Annotated in this window: 18 protein-coding genes; 8 read left to right on the plus strand and 10 right to left on the minus strand. The window is 42.1% G+C overall.

What is annotated here, in order from left to right:
• Positions 1-22: 22 nt before the first annotated feature.
• Complete coding sequence (locus F0249_RS11240; protein ID WP_136994659.1) at positions 23-514, minus strand: C40 family peptidase; 492 nt, start codon at positions 512-514, stop codon at positions 23-25.
• 110 nt (positions 515-624) lie between these two features.
• Here F0249_RS11240 and F0249_RS11245 point away from each other — a divergent pair, with 110 nt between their 5' ends.
• A complete protein-coding gene (locus tag F0249_RS11245; RefSeq protein ID WP_171756728.1) occupies positions 625-2682 on the plus strand; it encodes a methyl-accepting chemotaxis protein in 2058 nt (685 codons plus the stop codon).
• Between the two features lie 30 nt (positions 2683-2712).
• Here the strand turns inward: F0249_RS11245 and F0249_RS11250 are convergent, their stop codons facing one another.
• Positions 2713-3516: a sterol desaturase family protein gene (locus F0249_RS11250; protein WP_171756729.1), complete on the minus strand. Its 804-nt coding sequence runs from the start codon at positions 3514-3516 to the stop codon at positions 2713-2715.
• A gap of 76 nt (positions 3517-3592) precedes the next feature.
• On the opposite strand from F0249_RS11250, the gene F0249_RS11255 reads away from it, so the two are divergent.
• Positions 3593-4339, plus strand: a complete 747-nt coding sequence (locus F0249_RS11255) for a tRNA-uridine aminocarboxypropyltransferase (RefSeq protein ID WP_113795554.1) — start codon at positions 3593-3595, stop codon at positions 4337-4339.
• A 145-nt stretch (positions 4340-4484) separates the two neighbouring features.
• Positions 4485-5393, plus strand: coding sequence for an N-acetylglucosamine kinase (gene nagK, locus F0249_RS11260; protein ID WP_113795552.1), 909 nt, complete (start codon positions 4485-4487; stop codon positions 5391-5393).
• Between the two features lie 136 nt (positions 5394-5529).
• On the opposite strand, the gene F0249_RS11265 is transcribed toward nagK, so the two are convergent.
• From F0249_RS11265 to F0249_RS11290, 6 genes are all read right to left on the minus strand, one after another.
• Positions 5530-5796, minus strand: a complete 267-nt coding sequence (locus tag F0249_RS11265; RefSeq protein ID WP_017051573.1) for a DUF2960 family protein — start codon at positions 5794-5796, stop codon at positions 5530-5532.
• Positions 5797-5869: 73 nt separating this feature from the next.
• Positions 5870-7699, minus strand: a complete 1830-nt coding sequence (locus F0249_RS11270) for a bifunctional molybdopterin-guanine dinucleotide biosynthesis adaptor protein MobB/molybdopterin molybdotransferase MoeA (protein ID WP_171756730.1) — start codon at positions 7697-7699, stop codon at positions 5870-5872.
• Positions 7699-8283 carry a molybdenum cofactor guanylyltransferase MobA gene (mobA, locus tag F0249_RS11275; RefSeq protein ID WP_171756731.1) on the minus strand — a complete coding sequence of 195 codons (585 nt, stop codon included), beginning with the start codon at positions 8281-8283 and terminating at the stop codon, positions 7699-7701. The genes F0249_RS11270 and mobA overlap by 1 nt, the downstream gene beginning before the upstream one ends.
• A complete protein-coding gene (locus F0249_RS11280; protein ID WP_017051570.1) occupies positions 8261-8980 on the minus strand; it encodes an energy-coupling factor ABC transporter ATP-binding protein in 720 nt (239 codons plus the stop codon). The genes mobA and F0249_RS11280 overlap by 23 nt, the downstream gene beginning before the upstream one ends.
• Positions 8981-8989: 9 nt before the next feature.
• Positions 8990-9688 (minus strand): ABC transporter permease, encoded by a 699-nt coding sequence (locus F0249_RS11285; protein WP_171756732.1) that lies wholly within the window; start codon positions 9686-9688, stop codon positions 8990-8992.
• Positions 9689-9706: 18 nt separating this feature from the next.
• Positions 9707-10519, minus strand: a complete 813-nt coding sequence (locus F0249_RS11290) for a substrate-binding domain-containing protein (RefSeq protein WP_171756733.1) — start codon at positions 10517-10519, stop codon at positions 9707-9709.
• Between the two features lie 346 nt (positions 10520-10865).
• Between F0249_RS11290 and F0249_RS11295 the strand changes: the two genes are divergently transcribed.
• The 3 genes from F0249_RS11295 (at position 10866) to F0249_RS11305 (ending at position 16357) form a co-directional block, all read left to right on the plus strand.
• Positions 10866-12317, plus strand: coding sequence for a sigma-54 dependent transcriptional regulator (locus tag F0249_RS11295; RefSeq protein ID WP_171756734.1), 1452 nt, complete (start codon positions 10866-10868; stop codon positions 12315-12317).
• Complete coding sequence (locus F0249_RS11300; protein ID WP_171756735.1) at positions 12295-14481, plus strand: HAMP domain-containing sensor histidine kinase; 2187 nt, start codon at positions 12295-12297, stop codon at positions 14479-14481. The genes F0249_RS11295 and F0249_RS11300 overlap by 23 nt, the downstream gene beginning before the upstream one ends.
• A gap of 289 nt (positions 14482-14770) precedes the next feature.
• A complete protein-coding gene (locus F0249_RS11305; protein ID WP_171756736.1) occupies positions 14771-16357 on the plus strand; it encodes an ABC-F family ATPase in 1587 nt (528 codons plus the stop codon).
• Positions 16358-16548: 191 nt separating this feature from the next.
• Here the strand turns inward: F0249_RS11305 and F0249_RS11310 are convergent, their stop codons facing one another.
• Together F0249_RS11310 and fdhD are read right to left on the minus strand one after the other, a co-directional pair.
• Positions 16549-18435, minus strand: a complete 1887-nt coding sequence (locus F0249_RS11310) for a methyl-accepting chemotaxis protein (RefSeq protein WP_171756737.1) — start codon at positions 18433-18435, stop codon at positions 16549-16551.
• Between the two features lie 347 nt (positions 18436-18782).
• Entirely contained in the window at positions 18783-19607 is an 825-nt protein-coding gene (gene fdhD / locus F0249_RS11315; RefSeq protein ID WP_017051563.1) for a formate dehydrogenase accessory sulfurtransferase FdhD, read from the minus strand.
• A gap of 229 nt (positions 19608-19836) precedes the next feature.
• On the opposite strand from fdhD, the gene F0249_RS11320 reads away from it, so the two are divergent.
• Both F0249_RS11320 and F0249_RS11325 read left to right on the plus strand, forming a co-directional pair.
• Entirely contained in the window at positions 19837-20355 is a 519-nt protein-coding gene (locus F0249_RS11320; protein WP_171756763.1) for a DUF3305 domain-containing protein, read from the plus strand.
• Complete coding sequence (locus F0249_RS11325; protein ID WP_171756738.1) at positions 20345-21025, plus strand: DUF3306 domain-containing protein; 681 nt, start codon at positions 20345-20347, stop codon at positions 21023-21025. Before F0249_RS11320 ends, F0249_RS11325 begins: the two co-directional genes overlap by 11 nt.
• Positions 21026-21175: the final 150 nt, after the last annotated feature.

The raw sequence follows: 21175 nt of genomic DNA on the forward strand, positions 1-21175 counted from the left end.
AATAGACGAGAGTTATTTCGATTTAACTCTCGTTAACTCGTCTTATTTGCCAAAACGCAGAAGCCCAGTACGGGTTATCCAATCTTGAAATAATCACCCCTTTTGATGTTGATGCATGCATGAATCTATTGTTATCTAAATAAATTCCAACATGTCGTGTTTTATACGACGTCTTAAAGAATACTAAATCTCCCGTTTTAACCTGTTGGTACTCAATACTTCTACCACGCTCACTCTGTAACGCCGTTGTTCTTGGAAGGGCCAAACCAAGCGCACTACGATAAACCTCTTGAACAAAAGCTGAACAATCAACACCATTCAAGCTGTTTCCACCAAGCCGATAGGGCGTCCCTGACCATTTATTAAATTGAACCATTAGAAGATGATTATCGGGCAGTTGTTCTTCAAATGGCACCACTCTATTTTGACTTCCAATAATATGGCTCGGCGCATTCGAACAACCTGTTATGACTAAACTGATGATTATTGGAAATAAAAGCTGATTTTTATACATAGTAGACCGTCACATAAATGATTTAAAAATGAAATATTGGCGTCATATCCACTTACTAGCATTGCTCTCAATAAATGCAAATGATTGCATCAGTGCTTTAACGGAGAGATATGAAATATTTAATTGGTGTATTTAAATCGCTTTTTCCACGGAACCCATCCATTACTCAAACGATCAGCTTTATTTTTATTGCGCTCATCTCACTAGTTCTTGCACTCATTATCGCCAGTAATAAAGGGCTTGAGAAAATTACGGTTCAATTTAACAATCTTTCGACTCAAGCTCTACCGCTTGCATTTAATAATGCAGAGCTAACACAAAATATTCTAGAACAAGTAAAACTCATAAATTATGGGACTCAAGTTGAATCAGAAGCCCAACTAAAACCTGTGCAAGAAAGAATTCAGCAGCTAAAAAGCCTCAGTAATCAAAAGCTGTCATCGTTGGTAGCCATCGCAAAAAGTGCGGACTCAACAATATCAATCGATCAACTTGAAGAGCTAAAACACAGCTTGCAGCAACTACATCAAATCACCGAGTCCGTGATGCAAGGTCAAAAAAATATAGTTGCACAGCAGGCTCTCATATCCTCGAACGCCACCGCTTTTCGTTACGGTTTGAATTCCATTGGGCCAGAAATGAACCGCATTAGTATGTTCCTCGTAAGCGAAAACCCTGAAGCTTCGGATTCAGCGAACCGTTTTATTTCAAGTGCAACGTCTATGGAAAGTTCGTTTCTTCTAATGATGATGGAAACAACAACAGAAAGCGCATTAAAGTTGTATAAGGAGATGCGAAATCGACAAGCTGGAATTAAGCTTGCTTTTGATGATTTCTCACATTGGCACCCTGATATTGTCGAATATGCCAGCTTGGTTGCACCACTTCAGATGGTGAATGAGGGGTTCGAACCTAACGGTGTCCTAAAGCAGATCCTCAGCAAACTTGAATTCATAGAGAAACAAAATAACGAGCTACAAAAGGCTTCGGTTATCGCCAAAAGTACCATTGGGTTACTTAATCAAACATCAACGATGGCAAGAGATAATATAGCCCAAAGCGAAAAAGTCGTTCACAACACCATGCAGACCGTCTCAAAAGAGTTGATTATATTCGGTGTATTTATCGTTGCCATTGTTGCAATGTCATGGGTCATTTTGAGGGCATGGATCGATAAAGGATTGAATAACCTCAAAAATGGCTTAAATGAAATCACCACTCATAATTTGACCCAACAGCTCAAACAAGTTGGGCCGTACGAGATGCGAGAACTTGCGGTAAAACTGAATCAAGTTATAGATTCAACCAATCAGTCTATTTCGATGGTGACGCGTAACTGCGAAATGCTATACCAAACAGCTGAAATCAGTCACGATGCCGCAGAGCGTTCCAATCGAAGCCTAAATAAACAAAATGAAGCATTAACTTGTATCGTAACTACTGTGAGTGAACTTGAGGCTTCAATCCAAGAGATTGCAACCGTAACGAATGATTCATACTCGGATTCTCAGACTGCTTCGGGTCAAGCAACGACTGGTGTTAAGGTTGTTGATAAAAACAGGCAACGTTTAAAGTCATTGGAACAATCTTTAGATTCTAGTGATCGCGCGATGCAAGAATTGGATATGAAAGTCACAAAAATTCAAGCAATGGTCGACTTGATTAGTGGTATTGCCGAAAGCACCAATCTACTTGCACTGAACGCAGCCATTGAAGCGGCAAGAGCAGGAGAGCAAGGACGTGGTTTTGCAGTGGTTGCGGATGAAGTCAGGGCTTTGGCTAGTGGAACCTCGAAACAGACGTCAAACATTCGAGTGATGATGAATGATCTTGTGAATGCGGCCCAAGTGTCGCGTAGTGCAATATCAGACTCTAGAGTAGAGATGGTAGAGGCGTTGATATCCAGCGATGAAGTTAAAACCACTTTTGGGGATATTCAACAATCAGTGAACCACATCAGCCAAAGAGTCGAACAGATCACCGTAGCCACAGAAGAGCAAGAACGAGCAACCGCCGATGTCAGTCGTTCTATCAATCAAATTAGTGAGCAAGGGGAACAGACTAAGGTTAGGTTAGAGTCTATGGTTGAGAGTTCTGAGCAAGTGGCTGATATTGCAGCCCAACAGCAAACGATGTTACATAAGTATCAGTGTGCAGTTCAAGCATAAACAAACTCACACTGATATATGGATATTGCCTTAATTATTTCTAAACGGCTGAGTAAGCATATTATCCAATCTTTGTTCATCTGGCTTATTAAAGATAGGTAACCCAATAATCACCTTATCATGGCCAAGTTGCGGCTGAGAAATATAAGTACCAAAGCTTCTGTCCCATATCGAAAGGAAGAAGCCAAAATTAGAATGAGTCTCTTTGACGACCACAGAATGATGGACTCGATGCATATCAGGAGTAACGATTAGGCGTCGCAAACATGCATCAACCTTGAGTGGGAGTTTAGCGTTACTGTGATTGAACATCGCACTTCCATTCAAAATAATCTCAAATGCGACAACAGCCAGCGGTGAAATCCCAAGGGCCATTACACATATCATTTTGATCCACATAGATAGCACGATCTCGATAGGGTGAAAACGAGCCCCTGTTGTGACATCTATATCCTGATCAGCATGATGAACTCGGTGTAACCGCCATAAGAATCCAACACGGTGAAATATCATGTGTTGAAAATAGATGATCATATCCAGCAAGATGATACTGAATATGATTTCTAGCCATAGGGGTATCGCGATGGCATTCTGTTCGAGAAGATTGAAAAAGCCCCAACCGTGGTCATGAGCGACAATGGCAACCTGAAAAGCTAATACCGGCATGAATAAACTGAGCGTGACACTGTTTAGAACAATTAAGCCCGCATTATTTAACCAACGAAAGCCTTTACTTTGCGTTAATTGTTTACGTGGAGATCGCCATTCCCAAATTGCACATAAACAAAAAATGACGATAAAAAAGCTAAAACGAACTATTGATGGGTCTTGCATGACATCACTTCCTCTATGAATCTGTCACTACTGTAAGTACAATCGAGCCAATTTTCTATAGTAGTAGCTTATATCAATGCGAATCCACGCTTTTCACCGCTTATTTGAACATCGAATGTCCCTTTCAACCAAACCTTTCAACGCTCGTGGCTCAAAAGTTGTACGTTGTAAGTTCTGTCAAATCATGGTTGATCACTGCATGTGTGAACATCAACCCGATCTTGACACCAACCTTGCAGTGATGTTGATTGTTTCAGACAACGAAGTGATGAAACCAAGTAATACAGGCCGCTTAATACTGGACGTCGTTAAAGAAGGGTTTGTCTATCAGTGGAATCGTACTGAACCTGATGATGAGATGCTCTCACTGCTTAATAGTGATGAATACCAGCCCGTGATTGTTTTCCCAAGTGATTATGCTGATGACAAAACACGTGTATTAGAAAGTTTAGACACGCCATTGAAAGGTGAGAAAAAGTGGTTACTGATTTTCATTGATGGCAGTTGGCGTGAAGCGAGAAAAATATTCCGCAGATCTGATTATTTGGCTCATTTACCCGTGCTTTCCATTAACCCAGAATCTGTTTCTCAATACATGATGCGAAAATCGGAGAATGAACAGCACTTGTCTACCGCTGAGGTTGCAAGTTTAGTCTTAAAGCAGGCACAAGAACCGCTGGCCGCACAAACACTTGAGCTATGGTTTGAAGCATTCAGAGAAAGTTACATGTTAAGTAAGACTCGTTATCGCCCTGACTTAACAAAACCATCCCTAAGAACATTTATTGAGTTTAAAAAACCGAGAGATGCCTCTAATCTTTAACCACTATGTGCAGACATGTTGTTCAACTGATTCTAGTGAAGAGATAAATTCGCACTAGGTCACGGTTTGTAGGGTGGAGGATATGGATAATGCCAATAGTTGATTATTTACGCTCTGGATTTGGAGCGGTTTTAGGAGAGATTTCATGTATTACGGCTTCGATGTTGGCGGCACTAAAATTGAATTTGGTGCTTTTAACGAGAAACTTGAACGAGTAGCGACAGAGCGAGTGCCTACACCGGGCGACGATTACCAAAAGTTGATCGACACCATTGCAGGGCTTGTGGCTAAGTATGACGCGGAGCTTGGCGTTGAAGGTAAGATAGGCCTCGGTTTACCGGGCATGGAAGATGCGGATACTAACGCGGTATTAACCGTTAATGTTCCTGCAGCGAAAGGCAAACAGTTACGTGCAGATCTAGAAGCGAAAATTGGCCGTAGTGTAAAAATTGAAAATGATGCTAACTGTTTTGCTCTTTCAGAAGCATGGGATGAAGATTTAAAAGATGAACCGTCAGTGATGGGGCTGATTCTTGGCACCGGTTTTGGTGGCGGCTTAATTTATGATGGCAAGGTTTTTTCTGGCCGTAACCACGTTGCTGGTGAAGTAGGGCATATGCGTCTTCCTATCGATGCATGGTTCCATCTAGGTGATAATGCACCTCTACTTGGCTGTGGTTGTGAAAAGAAAGGCTGTATGGATAGCTACCTATCTGGTCGTGGGTTTGAGCTTATCTATGAGCACTACTACGGTGAGAAGAAGAAAGCGATCGATATCATTACCGCTCATGCGGAAGGTGAAGCGAACGCAGTAGAGCACGTAGAGCGTTTTATGGAACTACTGGCTATCTGTTTTGGTAACCTATTCACGGCTTGTGACCCGCATGTTGTCGCGCTTGGCGGTGGTTTATCTAACTTCGATCTTATCTATGAAGAGATGCCAAAGCGTATTCCGAAGCATCTGTTATCTGTTGCTAAGTGTCCGAAGATCATCAAAGCAAAACACGGTGATTCAGGCGGTGTTCGTGGCGCTGCTTTCCTTAACATTAAGTAATTAAATTATTTAGGTGCCGTTATAAGACGGGACAAGTTAAGACGACTGCACAATAAAAAAGGGCTGATGGCATTTCTCTTTCTAGTAAAGAGTAAAGCAATCGGCCCTTTGTGTTTTTGCAAAATAACCTGTTAAATTATTCTTCTTTCTCGCCAACACCACGGTTTACTTTTGGCTTCATGGTGATTTTACCAAAACCAAGTTTTCTGAAGTGATTATCACGATAGTTTCGTACTGATTTAGTATCAGAGATAGCTTCGATTTGCTGTTCCATTTTTAGAAACTCAGTTAAATCGATGCCTTCTTCTTCTGCTACCGCTTCATGGATATTGCGGTGATGTTCGTATGAAAATGTCAGTGTTTTTTCTTCATCTTTATAAGTGTAGATAATGGTACGAGCCATTGAATATTCTCTCTAAATATTTAAACAAAAATGCTAAACTGCATCTTTAAACAAGTTCTTTGAATGATATTGGCTAGATTCTGCCTTGTAGTGGGATGATTGTCACGCTTTCTCCCTCTTTTACTGTATCAATCGCTGGGCTAATCTCAATCAAACAGTTCGCCTCACTCATTGAACGAAGGATCCCAGAGCCTTGCTTACCTGTGGTTTTTACTTCTAATTCACCATGTTCATTCATCGTATAAACACCACGGCTGAACTCAGTTCTTCCTTGGCGAGAACGAAGTTGTTCACTCGCAATCGCTGCAACTTTCAATGGCGTCCAATTGGACTCCCCCTGCATTTTACGAATCGCAGGCTCAACAAAATTAATGAACGATACCATTACCGCCACAGGGTTCCCCGGCAAACCAAAGAAAGGCTTCTCATCAATTTGTCCGAAGGCAAGTGGGCGACCCGGACGCATGTTAATACGCCAAAAATCAATTTGCCCTAACTTTTCAAGAGCGAGCTTAATGTAATCCGCATCACCAACAGACACACCACCAGACGTAATCACTAAATCCGCTTGTTGCGCTGCATTTTTCAGTACTTCCATCATGCGATTTTTATCATCTTCAATGATGCCTAAATCAAGCACTTCACAACCTAATTTTTGCAGCATACCCATGATAGTAAAGCGGTTAGAGTCGTAAATAGAGTTCGCGCGTTGTTCTGTTCCTGGGGCTTGAACTTCATCACCAGTAGAGAAAACTGCCACTTTAACTTTGCGCAGTACAGGGCATTCACCAAAGCCAAGTGATGCCATCATCCCCATTTCCGGAGATTCAACGCGTGTACCTTTAGCAAATACAGTTTGACCAATAGAAATGTCTTCACCTGCTTGACGAACATTTTGTCCTTGCTTAATCAGCGCATCAGGAAAACTTACAGTGTCACTTTCTTCAATCGCTTGCTCACGCATGACCACAGTATCTGCGCCCATAGGGACGGGGGCTCCGGTCATGATTTTAACAGATTCACCAAGTTTCAGTTCTTTGTCATAAGCGTAACCCGCAAGAACTTCAGCTACGATTTTGTAGGAATTGCGTTCCAGATCATCCCCTCGAATCGCGTAACCGTCCATTGCCGAGTTTGTGTATTGCGGAACATTTATCGGAGAGACAATATCTTCATTTAATACACAGCCATAAGACGCCATTAACGGAGACGATGTTGTGAGGGTTTGCTGAGAAATAAGAGAGAGGATTTTCTCTTGTCCTTGACTAACCGAAAGTGCGGCTGGGGCCAAAGTGTCACAGCATGACATCTCTCTCTTTTTGGATGTTGATTTGCAATCAAGTGCTGATTTGCAGTCTAGAGAAGTCGATTGGCCATTGAACTTAGCAGCATATTGGATGACGAAATCGGCAATAGCATCAAGGTCATTAATCGACATTTGTGGCAGTTCAGTTTCAACACGGCTATCCGCTGCAATCGCGATGATATTACTGTCATTAGTGTATAGCCACGGTTTACCCACTTCTTCCCGATGTAATTCAATCTTAGGGAATGCGATATTCTTACAGCCTTCAACTAAAATTAAATCAAGTTTATCAGTATCAAATCGGGTCAACAGGTATTCGAAATCGGCCTCAGCTTCAGGAGTCTCAGTCATTAAAGCATGGCGGTTGCGTGAAGCAATTAACATCTGTGATGCCCCTGCTTTTCTCAAGCGGTGGCTATCTTTTCCAGGCTTGTCGACATCAAAGTTGTGGTGAGCATGCTTAAGTACGCCAATTTTTAGCCCTGCATCGGTCAGTTTCGGCAACAGCATCTCTAAAAGGGTCGTTTTCCCAGTACCGCTGTAGGCAGCAAAACCAAGCAATGGGAGTGTAGGTACTTTTATATTTGAAGTCGTCATTATTGAATAGTTCCAAATTGCTTAAGTTCTTCAGGAGTGTTTAAATTAACAAAACAGGTAGGCGAATCACTAAAATCGACATAACTGGTTTGACACTCTTTATACAACAAGATGATTTTACGGTCTCCGCGCTGTAAAAAAGCTTCAAGCTTAGGCAATACGCGCTTATGAAAAAGGGTAAATACTGGTTGTTTATAATCACCATCGTGTGCGACTAAAATGTCCGAATCCACTTGAACTTCAGCACAAAAACGAGCGACTAAGTCACTGTTAATTTGTGGGCTATCACAAGGAACGAAACCAACCCAATCAGTACCCGCATGCAAAAGACCGGCATGGATCCCACCTAGAGGACCGGGATAATCAGGAAAAGAGTCAGAGACAACCGGAGCAAGGGTGCTGTACTGCTCTACATTACGATTAGCATTAATAATAATGCTATCGGTTTGTGTGGAGAGTTTATCGAAAACGTACTGAATTAGTGGCTTACCATTGAGCTCCACTAATCCTTTATCTTTACCGCCCATGCGACTTGCTTGCCCACCGGCTAAAATGACCCAACTAGTTTCCGTTGGTTGCAACATATGAATTCTCTTGTGCTTGTTCTTTAGAAATAACGTGTAACAACGGTGATTCAACCATGGTTGTCTCTTTAATCCACCACTGTTTTTTGCATAAATCGGTTAGCGCATTGGTTTGATGACTGGTAATGACCAAACTTGATCCTCTCTGTAACAGATCTTTTGCCATGACAACCAATCGCTCAATGGACTCTTGGTCTAAGGAAGCACTTGGTTCATCCATCAGAAGTATTGATGGTTTTATGATCCAAGCTCTTGCCATTGCGACACGTTGTTTTTCGCCCCCAGATAAGACTGAAACGTGCTCGTCTGCGAGGGTCTCTAATCCTACCATTCTTAGGGCATTAATAACCTGTGCTCGTTTGTCTTTTGTCGCTTCTTTTTGAAAACGAATGGCATAAACAACGTTTTGATACACTGAACCATCAAATAGATAGGGTGATTGATGCAGATAAATGACATCTTTCCTGCCGGTTTTTCTAAACATCGTCGAAAACAGAGAGCGGTTAGGGCAATCGACTTTCCCCGTTGTTGGTTTAACTAAACCTGACAAAATTTTAAGTAAGGTCGTTTTTCCTACGCCATTGTCGCCTTTCAAGTAGATAGCGTCATTTGGGCCAATCGATAGCTCAGGAATGTGGAATAAAACACGATCTTTAAAACGCATCGAAAGCTGTGTAGCGGTTATTTTTATCGTCATTCCGCGCACCTAAGTCCGTAAATAACCTTTTCCTCTCATACTAGAAAGGAAAAAATTGAGAATAAGAGCCAGTGTCAGTAAAACAATACCGAGTGCAACACCTTGAGCAAATGCACCTTTATGGCTTTCCATTGCAATAGCGGTTGGAATATTTCGAGTCATACCCATGATATTACCACCGACCATCATTGAACAGCCAACTTCGGTAACGATACGAGAGAATGCTGCTATGGTCGCAGCAAAGAGTGGAAAACGGGTTTCCCATATTAAAGTCGCCGCCACTCTCGGGACAGAAACACCCAAGGTAATGGCTGTTTCTACTGCACGGCGATCACTCGATTGTAATGCGCCATGCATCATGGAGACTAGAATAGGAAAACAGATGAACATTTGGCCCAAGATCATCGCTTTTTGGGTGAAAAGCATTTGCCAATCACCTAATGGTCCCGCCCGTGAGAGAAGCATATACAGCAACAAACCAATCACAACCGTAGGAACGGCTTGAAGTGTATTAATGACAGAAAGCAGCAGCCATTTCCCAGTAAAGTCAGTGTAAGCAAGAATGAAAGACAACATAATTGCTGGCAACAGAACCAGAGAAATAGCGGAAAGTGAGACACTGGAAGAGACCGCAACGATCTCCCATAAATTGGTATCTAAACTCACCAGCAGATGTAATGCTTCTAACGTAGTTTGCCAAAGGCTCATATTGGTTTCCGTTAAGACCTATTTTTCTTGTGCGTTTGCTACAAACAGTTGTTTACCGTTTAATTTAAAATCATTAATTAGCTGCTGAGCACGTGGGTTAACTAACCAATCACTGAATGCCTTCGCGCCTTGGTAATTGATGCTAGGGTAACGTTCAGGGTTGACTAAAATCACTTGATACGGGTTAAACAGTTTCTTATCGCCTTGGAAAAGAACAGAAAGCTGAATTTTGTTTTTATAAGCCAACCACGTACCACGGTCAGTCATGGTGTAACCTTGCATTTCTGACGCCATATTCAATGTTGGGCCCATACCTTGTCCAACAGAGCGGTAACCTCCGAAGTTCGGTTCCATTTTCGTTTGCGCCCAAATGCCCATCTCTTTTTTATGAGTGCCTGAATCGTCGCCACGAGACACAAAAGTCACGTCATTTGAGGCGATCTTTTTGAACACTTCGGTCACATCTTTTTCAGATGCTATTTTCGCTGGATCTGATTGTGGGCCAACGATAACAAAGTCGTTATACATTAATTTACGTGGCAGAACACCGTAACCTTTCTCAACAAAGTTCGCTTCCGCTTTTGGTGCGTGGGTCATCACCAAATCAACATCACCATTTTGGCCCATGCGAAGGGATTTACCAGTACCTGCCGCTAACACATCTACTTTTAAACCAGAATCTTTCTCGAATTCAGGCAATAAATAATCCAACAGACCAGAGTGATAAGTGCTGGTTGTTGTCGCCAAACGTACGTGAGTTGCATCATCGGCACTCATTGCGGAGTAACTGACGAGAGAAAGAGCGGCAAAAGTAACTGTAATCGCTTTCATTATGTAATCCATTATGTGGTTATTAAATTTAACGCAGAGTGATTATCTGCATATGCTCATGTATGACGATAACCGAAATTAAATTTCGAATCTGATAAGCCACGAGCTTATTGCAAACCTAATGCCAAGTTATTTGATTGCGTAAAGTATACCAAGATGCTGTTTTTAAACTCGATTTATAGAGATAATTTAAGAAAACAGACAAAATGTCTCACATTAGTTAGGTTGAATATAAGAAGTATTGGTACACTCTGTCCCATAAGATTCAATAATCTCGAAATCAACCGTCAATATACTTATTCGGTTCTCTCCCCAATGATTAACAGATTCATATTTAAGGCTTTCTATGTCCAAACTGACCGATTACAAAAATACATCTCAGTACCAAGCATTCTCTGTTTTAGTTGTCGATGATGAAGTGGGGATGCAAACCATCTTAAAAAAAGCCTTAGGAAAATGGTTTGCCAAAGTGGATACCGCGGGATGCATTGATGACGCAGAATCTCTGAGAATGAGTAGTCATTACGATCTTATTATTTTGGATATCAACCTTCCTGGTCGTTCAGGCATTGAGTGGGAAGAGGCGTTTAATGATTCAGAAAAACGCGCTGATGTGATTTTTATGACGGGTTACGCCGATTTAGAAACCGCAATTTCAGCCTTAAAACTGGGCGCATCGGATTTTATTCTCAAGCCATTTAATTTAGAACAGATGCTACAAGCAGTGCAGCGATGCATGGATAAGCGTTTGAGCGAAAGAATGCAATACGCGCTACAGCATGACTTTAACCGCTACGTGACAACAGAAATTATTGGTGGCTCAGATAAAACGAAACAGCTCCGCCAATTAATCACTCAATTCGCACCGTCAAGAGCCTCCGTTCTTATTGAGGGAGAATCGGGAACGGGAAAAGAGTTAGTCGCCCGTGGTGTGCATGAAGCGAGCCAACGCACTGGGCCTTTTGTCCCCATCAACTGCGGTGCGATTGCGCCAGAGTTGCTTGAAAGTGAATTGTTCGGGCACACATCCGGAGCATTTACGGGAGCTAAAAAAAATAGAGAAGGGCTATTCAGAGTCGCAAGTGGCGGAACACTATTTTTAGACGAAATTGGTGAAATGCCACTTTCAATGCAATCTGCACTGTTACGTGTATTAGAGCAGCGAACCATTCGTCCTGTTGGCTCAGAAAAAGAGGTGAGTATTGATGTTCGAGTTGTTGCGGCCACGAATCGCAACTTGCTTGAAGAGGTTGATAAAGGCAATTTTCGTCGAGATCTCTATTACCGACTGAACGTGCTCAAAATCGAAGTTTCACCCTTGCGCGAACGTCGTATCGACCTGATGGACTTAGTACCGTATTTCACGCGCATGTTAGCGGCTGAATTGGCGATGCCAGAGCCTAAATGGGCGCACGAAGATATACTCGCAATGGATGAGTACGAATGGCCAGGGAATATACGTGAATTAAAGAACCTGATGGAACGCTGCATATTGTTAGGGAAACCGCCTGCTCACTACTGGCGTGAGCTTAACGGCACATCTACGCCAACTCACGTTTCAGTGACGGTGTCACACAGTATGGAAGTACCATCCATTCCAGAAGGAAAACCCGACAATATTATCGGTTACCCAAATTCATGGACGCTAAAAGATGTCGAAAAGTCTCATATACAACAACTTGTCGACTATCACGATGGCAATAAATCAGCTGCGGCAAGAGAGCTAGGCGTTGCGAGAAAAACACTAGAACGTAAATTTAAAGAGTGGGACACCGATGGCTCTGAATATGTTGGCTGAGACAGGTTTTATCTCTAAATGGCGCTTTCGTTTTAAGACGATGGTGCGATATAGGTTACTATTTTTAACTTCAGCGCCTATATTTCTGACTCTATTTGCACTGGTTGGAATTACCATCTATTGGTCGATCCATTATACGTGGCAGCAAGCGTTGGTAAATATCTCCGAGCGCCTAGATGTAGCTGATAACAGCATTAGTCTGCTTCAACAAAAGCAGGCTAATCATGTTAATGCGCTCTCAAATTCTTATGACTTTAGAGTATTAGTCAATAAGCAAGCAACAAATACCGAGATCTCGCAATGGGTGACTAAACAAAAAGTACGCTATAACTTAGATTTTCTTCATTGGCACCCAAACGATGTTGTCGTGCATCCGTGGCAGTTAACGGGCGCTCAAAACGAAACTGCTTTTTTCGATTTACTTGATAAACGACAACTTGAGCATTTAGATCCCGATCTAGCAAATAGAGCTCAAGTCCCAATTTTGGGTACAGCTCAGGTAGAAACGCAAGGGCTAGTGAGTAGGACAATTATCCCTGTCCGGAATCAAGAGAAAGAGATCATAGGCTTTCTTGATGGTGGCCTGTTGTTAAATAACAGCACGAAACTTGTCGATCAGATTCGGGATCTTATCTACCCACCAGCACACAAAGCGTATTCGGCGCAAAGTCATCAAGCAACTGCAGCAACAAGCAACAAGCTGATGACTGAGAGTGATTCAAGTAATAACAATAATACAGACCATCTGCTGGCAGAAAAAAATGAGCCACTCGGTGGAAGCATAAATAAGAAAAGAACGTCTAGTCGTCCTGTTGGAACCGTGACCATTTTTCTTAACGACCTACGTGTCTCGACGAATGTTCCACTTAATAGCGACATTAGAGAAGGGCGTGCAATCGGAACGCGCGTTTCTCACTCTGTTCATCAGAAGGTATTGAATGATGGCAAAGAGTGGATTGATCGAGCGTATGTGTATGACGCTTGGTATATCACCGCTTACCGACCACTTAGAGATCAACAAAATAATGTCGTAGGGATGCTCTATACCGGGTATTTAATCTGGCCTCTGTTGAAAACCTACCTAACTAACTTAGGTGAAATAACCTTTACCATTCTTAGCCTATTGCTTATTTCAGGTTTCATGGTGTATCGAGGCTCTAGAGACCTCTTTAACCCAATCGAACAGATCCATAAAGTGGTGAAAGAAGTTCAAATGGGCAAGAACACCCGCATTGGTAAGATCGGGTTAGATGACCAACATGAACTGACGCAACTCGCAAAACAGTTCGATACCATGCTCGATTTACTCAGGCAGAGAAATGCTCAAATCGAACAAGCTGCAGCAGAGCTAGAGTGTAAGGTACAGGTCAGAACCGCAAGTTTGCACGAAAAGACACAACAGCTTGAGCACCATATACAACTGCTTAATCAGACACGTGATAAATTGGTTGTGAATGAAAAACTGGCCGCGCTTGGTGAATTAACGGCCGGTATTGCCCATGAAATCAACAACCCAACCGCAGTGATACTGGGAAATGTCGAGTTGATGAAGTTTGAGTTAGATGAAGATGCAGAGCGCGTAGAGGAAGAGATTACCGCCATCATGGATCAAATAGATCGCATCAGAAATATTACTCGCAGCCTTTTGCAATATAGCCGTCATGGTGGTGTTCAAGATGAGATCACTTGGCAACATGTGAACCCTATTCTCGATGAAAGTATTACGTTGGTAAAAACGGGAGCTAAGAAACGAAACATTACCTATAAAACGGATTTACATGCCAAAACATCCGTCGAAGTAAATCGAAACCAGCTGTTGCAAATACTAGTCAATTTACAGATGAATGCTATCCACTCAATGAATGGAGAAGGGCAGTTGACCGTCATCAGTGAGGATTGGATCAAAGGAGAAGAGAGTATAGGGGCGATAATTCATGTTGAAGATCAGGGGTGCGGAATCAAGCCTGAAAACCTGAAACGTATTTTTGATCCCTTTTTCACCACTAAACGTGATGGCACCGGGTTAGGGCTCTCAGTATCTCAAAGTATTCTTAGCCAGACTGGTGGAGAGATTCGAGCAACATCGACCTTCGGTGAAGGAAGCCGTTTTAGTGTTTACTTACCCAAGAAATCTGATACCAACCTGCTCATTACTAGCAAGTAAACACAGGGCTGTTTTTTTCTCTCATCCCTATACTCGGCCGGTCGATAGTCCGCCGAGTGTCAGGCTGACATTTAACGACGTCAGTGGTTTATTCGAACAGAGAGAGTATGCCCGATATACACCCAAGCTCTTTTGATGAAATAATCATCAATTATTCACCATATTCCCTTCCCTTAAGAGTGATGTACTTCACGAAAGCTGCTATACTCGCCCCCGCTTTTAACGCTAGAGCTGTCTATTTGATGGCTTTTTTAACGTTTGATAACTATACGACAATTGGAAGAATACATTGATATCTACCGCAAACATTACCCAACAATTCGGCGCTAAGCCTCTTTTTGAAAACATCTCAGTTAAATTCGGTGAAGGAAACCGCTACGGTCTCATCGGTGCTAACGGCTGTGGTAAATCGACGTTTATGAAGATCCTTAGCGGTGAGCTAGAGCCTTCTGGCGGTAACGTAAGTGTTGATCCAAATGAGCGTGTAGCAAAACTGAACCAAGACCAATTTGCTTATGAAGAATTCACCGTTCTAGACACGGTAATCATGGGCCACAAAGAACTTTGGGCAGTAAAACAAGAGCGTGACCGTATTTACTCTTTGGCAGAAATGACTGAAGAAGACGGCATGAAAGTGGCGGATCTAGAAGTTGAATTCGCAGAAATGGATGGTTACATGGCTGAATCTAAAGCCGGTGAACTTCTTCTTGCTGTAGGTATTCCTCTAGAACAGCATTACGGCCTAATGAGCGAAGTCGCTCCTGGTTGGAAACTTCGTGTTCTATTGGCTCAAGTACTGTTCGCTGACCCGCACATCATGCTTCTTGATGAACCGACCAACAACTTGGATATGGATACTATTCGCTGGTTGGAAGACACGCTAAACCAACGTAACTGTACAATGATCATCATTTCGCATGACCGTCACTTCCTAAACAGTGTTTGTACGCATATGGCGGATCTGGATTACGGTGAGCTTCGTCTTTACCCTGGTAACTACGATGAGTACATGTTTGCTGCGACACAAGCTCGTGAACGTCTACTATCTGATAACGCGAAGAAAAAAGCGCAGATCGCAGAACTTCAAACGTTCGTATCTCGTTTCTCTGCAAACGCATCAAAAGCGAAACAAGCAACATCTCGTGCTAAGCAAATCGATAAGATCCAACTTGATGAAGTTAAAGCATCAAGCCGTCAGAACCCATTTATCCGTTTTGAGCAATCTAAAGAGCTATTCCGTAATGCACTTATTCTTGAAGGCATTAACCAAGGCTTTGAAGAGGATCTATACGAGAAGTTCGATGCAATTTTTGAAGTTGGTGAGCGTGTTGCTATCATCGGTGAGAATGGCGTAGGTAAAACAACGCTGTTGAACACGCTTGCTGGTGTTCTAGAACCTCGTAACGGTTCTTACAAATGGTCTGAGAATGCAAACATCGGTTACTACGCGCAAGATCACGCACATGATTTTGAGCAAGATCTAAACCTATTTGATTGGATGAGCCAATGGCGTCAAGAAGGCGAAGACGAGCAAGTTGTTCGTAGTTTCCTAGGCCGTATGCTTTTCGGTCAAGATGATATTAAGAAATCAGTAAAAGTGATCTCTGGTGGTGAACAAGGTCGTATGCTTCTTGGCAAGATCATGATGCACAAGCCAAACATGCTTCTTATGGATGAGCCTACCAACCACATGGATATGGAATCAATCGAAGCATTGAACTTAGCACTTGAGAACTACAAGGGCACACTGTTCTTCGTTTCTCACGACCGTCAGTTCGTTGATTCACTTGCAACTCGTATCCTTGAGATCAGAGATGGAAAAATCAATGATTTCCGTGGTACGTATGCCGAGTTCTTAAAATCTCGCGAATCATAATTTAGTTTAAAATCGCAGAGTCACTGGTTAGCCACTTTTGCTCTTGCATTTCGGCGCACCAGAAACTAAAAGCGAAATTAAAACGAAAAACGCTCCGCAAGTCGGAGCGTTTTTGTATCTGTCACCTACACATTTGTATTGAGCGAATATTCCTCTCTCATTCCTCATTTGTTAATCGAACTATCTTGGTATCAATATTTAAATTGACCGACTACGCGTTCTAATTTTTCGCTTACCTCTGTGACATGTTCACTGCAATGCACTGATTTAATAACAAGATTTGATGTGTCGCCTGCCAGTTCCGCAATTTGCGTTATGTTACGGTCAATTTCTGCTGACACCATCGATTGCTCTTCTGAAGCAGTCGCAATCTGTGAATTCATATCAAACATCTCACTAATTTGATCGACGATCTTTGTGATAGAACTCGCTGCATATTTCGTTTGTTCATTCGTTTCATGTGCTTGACCTAAACTGGTTTGCATCAAACTCACCGTTTGCTCAACACCATCTTTTAAGCCTGAGATAGTGGACTCGATTTGCTTAGTTGAATCATTGGTCATATGAGACAGTTGGCGAACTTCATCCGCGACCACCGCGAAACCGCGTCCATTCTCTCCCGCTCGAGCCGCTTCAATGGCAGCATTCAATGCGAGTAGGTTAGTCTGTTCGGCAATGCCTTGTATGGTGGTTATTACCGAGTAAATATCACGGCTTTGCGACTCTAATGTTTTAATCAATATCTGAGATTGTTCAATATTCCGAGTGAGCTCTTGAGTGCTTGCGCCCGCAATATTGGTTAGTCGCATGCTTTCTTCCGCTTCCAGTTTAACATTGTGTGCAGTATGAGCCGCGCTTTCGATGTTTGCTGTTATCTCGTTGCTTGTCATAACCAATTCATTAACCGCCGTCGCAACGGACTCAGACTCCGCTTTCTGTTTACTCACATTATCAAGACTTTGAGTGGCGGCTTGCTGTGATGTCTCTGAACATTCAGTCAGGACATTCATCACTTGAGCGATATCGGTAATATTTACCTGCAATTTAGAAATGAATAGGTCGAACGAATTCGATAGCTGTGCCAACTCATCACTACCTTTAGCATTCATTCGAACGGTCAAGTCACCACTACCATGAGCAATGTCGCTCATCAGTGTATTGATATCATTGATTCGCCTTGTGATCATATTCGACACAATAATAATCATGCTCGATACAATCAAAACAATACCGCCTCCCATTAACGCCATATCACGTTTTATTTCCGTAGAGAGTACATCGACGCTGTTATTAATTTGAGTGAGCATACCTGAAAGTGCCTGCTCAGTTTGATGGACATTCGCACGTAGCTTGCCGCGCATTCCTGAATTTGGAGAGAGGCCGAAAACGACCATCGCATCTGCCAAGGTTTCAAAATGGCGTTGGTAAATCGTGAGGTTATCATTAGCAATATCAAATTCAGCAAATAACACACTCAACTCGTTCAATGCTTCAATGAATGTTTCCCGACTCTCTGCGCTTGGAGAGCTAACAAATGTGTACTCTTGCTCAATAAGTTCAATAAACTGAAGCGTGAGAGAAACATTGCGCTCTTGCTCTAGCTGTTGGTGCAATAACTCCCGAGATTGGCCGAGCTTTGCACGATAACTGTGTTCGCTTTCAGAATTTATCAACAGTGCATGCTGGCTTAAATTATCAAATTGGTTTTTATAACTCTTCAGCGAACCGAGCAGCTCATCAATTTCATGATGGGGTTTAGAGTCTATCGACATCAGCAAAGGCTGGAGGGATGCGATATGGCTCTCTAAATCAATATAAGTATTGTCGAACTTAGATAAGTATTTTTCATCCTTACGCATCAAAAAGTCTTTCTCATGGCGTCTAAGCGTTAAAAGTTCAGCTTTACTGGAAAGGTTTAGCTCTGCGGCATGGTGAACGAGCTCAAGCTTTTGCAAACTATAGAACTCATAGATGGCATAACTCGCGATACCAGAGAATAGCGTCATCGTGATAAGTAATAATTTAACTTTTATCGATAATGAACGCGATGGAGCAGCGTTTTTTGGTGACCCATTCATAGGCACCTCCTTGTTAGCTAACGTCGACGTTGACCACTATGTTTTGGTTTAAACCAATTTATAATTAACTTCTTTAGTGGATATACAACTAATAGCTGTGAAACATATTATTACAAGTTTGTATGAATAAAAAAAATGAAAGGGATATAAATTATGCAGGATTTGAATAGTAACCACTTGAATTTATAGAACTTAATAAAGTAGTGATGACGGAGAGATAGATAAAAAAAATACTGCATTCACCAATATTGGAAAATACAGTATTTATGATCTAAGGGAATATCATTTCAACCATAGATTGTGGCGTAAAGTATTGCGATGTACAGGGTAATCATTAACAGCTTAGGCTATGCGTTGCCTTTAACATCAAACTCAATTTTATCTGCTCCAGTAAAGACTTGGAATCGTAAACCTTTTGCACGAGCAATGGTCGTAATCCCAAATTTCTGCGCCAAATCGAGGCCCATTTGAGTGACACCAGAGCGAGAAAGTAGAACCGGAATGCCCATCTGCGCCACTTTAATTACCATTTCTGAAGTCAATCGACCTGTGGTATAGAAGATCTTATCTTCGCCACTCTCTTTGTTAAGCCACATCTCACCAGCCAAAGTATCAACGGCGTTATGTCGGCCTACATCTTCTACAAACGACAAAACCTGATCATCTTTGCATACCGCACAACCGTGAACGGCGCCTGCTTTTTTATAGGTATCGTTGTAGTGTGTTAAGGCTTCAAGCGCAGTATAGATTTGAGATTGCTTAATCTTGGTTTGTGGAACCTGATAGTTATCCAACTGCTTCATCACATTGCCATACATAGTGCCTTGCCCACAGCCAGATGTGACGGTTTTCTTCTTTAATGCTTCATCAAGTTCGCTGGTGTCTTCTTTTGTAATAACCGCAGCAGAGTGAGTTTCCCAATCAATAATCACAGAATCAATCGCTTCAGGATCGCTCAAAAAGCTCTGATTCTTAAGATAACCCAGAACTAAAGCTTCTGGTCTTGAACCAAGAGTCATTAAGGTGACAATTTCTTTCCAATTTAACATCACTGTAAGAGGGCGCTCACAGGCGATTTGTTTCGTTAGTTTTTCACCATATTCATCGAATACTTCAACTTCTAGCGTTTGAAATGGGTTTGCCCCAGTTTTAATGATATTCGGCTTGGTCACTAAATGATCCTTACATTGTTTGAAATGGTCATAGTTTGAAATGGTCATACAGAGTTGTGAGTCAGATAAAGTCTGTTGCCTCTGTCGTAATACCTTATACGTTATAATTGATTAACATAGCAATTCTTGTTCCAAAAAACGTTAACTAATAAAACGACATGAATGTGGCTGGCGTGAAAATTGCTTTAGTAACAACAAAGAGAGAATGAATAAAAGGTATGCAACGCTTATGACTCACGATAAACAGGTAAACGTCGATGACTCTAAAAGCCAAACGGCAACGGTCGAGAAGACAGAGTCTATTTGGCATATTGAGTGTCAGTTAATTTCAGAACAGATCGTTAAGAAGCTTTGGACGACCACCCAATGGCAACTTAAAGGGTTCAATACTCGTCCTCAAATATTGCAGAAAAATGTAGGACTATTAGAGCTTCATAGAGATGAGCGTACGGATTACCGATTCAACTTGAACTCTCAGATGCCTAAACTCTTTGTCGTACTCGAAAATTTAGATGATGAAAGTCTTGAAGAGAGTAGCGAAGCTAACGTTATCGCACCTAACATTGTCACACTTACCGCGTCTCAGAGCGTTGCAGGACAATATATGGACGGTGATTACTTGGTGCTTTCCGATGACATGCCATTAGCGGTACAAGCTTGGATGGAAGCGTATATTGGGCGTCATGGTGAATTGATCGAAGTTCGACGTAAGAAACGTAAAGGTGCGGGGCGCGCAAGTGGCAACTAACTTTCTTTCACGCTGGTCTCAACGAAAGCTGAGTAACAAAGAAGAGCCTGAAAATGAAGTCGACCTTGATGTCGGTAGTGAGGCTGCGACCGATGCACCGAGTGCGAATGAATCGGATTCTGACCTTATAGCGACAGAGCCTAACACGATAACTACAGGCCCTAATACACCCACAGAGAGCGGTGTTAGCGAAACTGGTTATCTAGAATCTGACCCTCTCGAAACAGAAAGCTCGGCCAATGTTGTGGACTCTTCCGTTACAGATCTTCCCGTAGCTGAACTATTAACCGCAGGTGCTGAGGCCAGTGTTAAGAAAGCTGCGCTGAGGAAGCTATTTCTGAGTGGCGAATTTAGTGAAGTCGATGCGTTGAATGATTACGATCATGATTACAAAGCAGTTAAAACGCTCTCAAAAGAGGTTGCTGAAACACTAAGAGGCTGGGCGAAAGAGATTATCGAAGATGATCCTGAGGGTATAAACCAGCCCCAAGAGAGTGCGTTGAATGATGAGGCGAATACTATCGCCAGCTCAGCAGAGCCCAATACAAACGAAACTCAGCAATATGTTACTGATGCCAAAGTCGCTGATGAGCATCTCAATGATGACCAAGTTGAGCATAATCAAGATAGTATGAAACAATCGCCACTTAATGAGAATAATTACCAATAGAAACAATCACTAAATACCTCATTAGGGCTAGGACAAAATATACCACACAACAAATAGGTACATTTTGACTGATGAATCAATTGAAAGAGTGAGACAAATTGTCCCGCTCTTTTTTTTTGTTTGATGAAACTGAACTTTTAAGATGCAATT

The organism is Vibrio sp. 03-59-1, assembly GCF_013114135.1.
GTDB lineage: Bacteria > Pseudomonadota > Gammaproteobacteria > Enterobacterales > Vibrionaceae > Vibrio > Vibrio cortegadensis.

What these genes read in the sequence shown, in the direction of transcription:
- nagK (WP_113795552.1), top strand. Translation starts at nt 4,485, where the DNA reads ATGTATTACGGCTTCGATGTTGGCGGCACTAAAATTGAATTTGGTGCT.
- F0249_RS11265 (WP_017051573.1), bottom strand. Translation starts at nt 5,796, where the DNA reads ATGGCTCGTACCATTATCTACACTTATAAAGATGAAGAAAAAACACTG.
- F0249_RS11280 (WP_017051570.1), bottom strand. Translation starts at nt 8,980, where the DNA reads ATGACGATAAAAATAACCGCTACACAGCTTTCGATGCGTTTTAAAGAT.
- F0249_RS11290 (WP_171756733.1), bottom strand. Translation starts at nt 10,519, where the DNA reads ATGAAAGCGATTACAGTTACTTTTGCCGCTCTTTCTCTCGTCAGTTAC.
- F0249_RS11270 (WP_171756730.1), bottom strand. Translation starts at nt 7,699, where the DNA reads ATGACGACTTCAAATATAAAAGTACCTACACTCCCATTGCTTGGTTTT.
- F0249_RS11250 (WP_171756729.1), bottom strand. Translation starts at nt 3,516, where the DNA reads ATGCAAGACCCATCAATAGTTCGTTTTAGCTTTTTTATCGTCATTTTT.
- F0249_RS11285 (WP_171756732.1), bottom strand. Translation starts at nt 9,688, where the DNA reads ATGAGCCTTTGGCAAACTACGTTAGAAGCATTACATCTGCTGGTGAGT.
- F0249_RS11300 (WP_171756735.1), top strand. Translation starts at nt 12,295, where the DNA reads ATGGCTCTGAATATGTTGGCTGAGACAGGTTTTATCTCTAAATGGCGC.
- F0249_RS11245 (WP_171756728.1), top strand. Translation starts at nt 625, where the DNA reads ATGAAATATTTAATTGGTGTATTTAAATCGCTTTTTCCACGGAACCCA.
- F0249_RS11295 (WP_171756734.1), top strand. Translation starts at nt 10,866, where the DNA reads ATGTCCAAACTGACCGATTACAAAAATACATCTCAGTACCAAGCATTC.
- F0249_RS11240 (WP_136994659.1), bottom strand. Translation starts at nt 514, where the DNA reads ATGTATAAAAATCAGCTTTTATTTCCAATAATCATCAGTTTAGTCATA.
- F0249_RS11310 (WP_171756737.1), bottom strand. Translation starts at nt 18,435, where the DNA reads ATGAATGGGTCACCAAAAAACGCTGCTCCATCGCGTTCATTATCGATA.
- mobA (WP_171756731.1), bottom strand. Translation starts at nt 8,283, where the DNA reads ATGTTGCAACCAACGGAAACTAGTTGGGTCATTTTAGCCGGTGGGCAA.
- F0249_RS11255 (WP_113795554.1), top strand. Translation starts at nt 3,593, where the DNA reads ATGCGAATCCACGCTTTTCACCGCTTATTTGAACATCGAATGTCCCTT.
- F0249_RS11320 (WP_171756763.1), top strand. Translation starts at nt 19,837, where the DNA reads ATGACTCACGATAAACAGGTAAACGTCGATGACTCTAAAAGCCAAACG.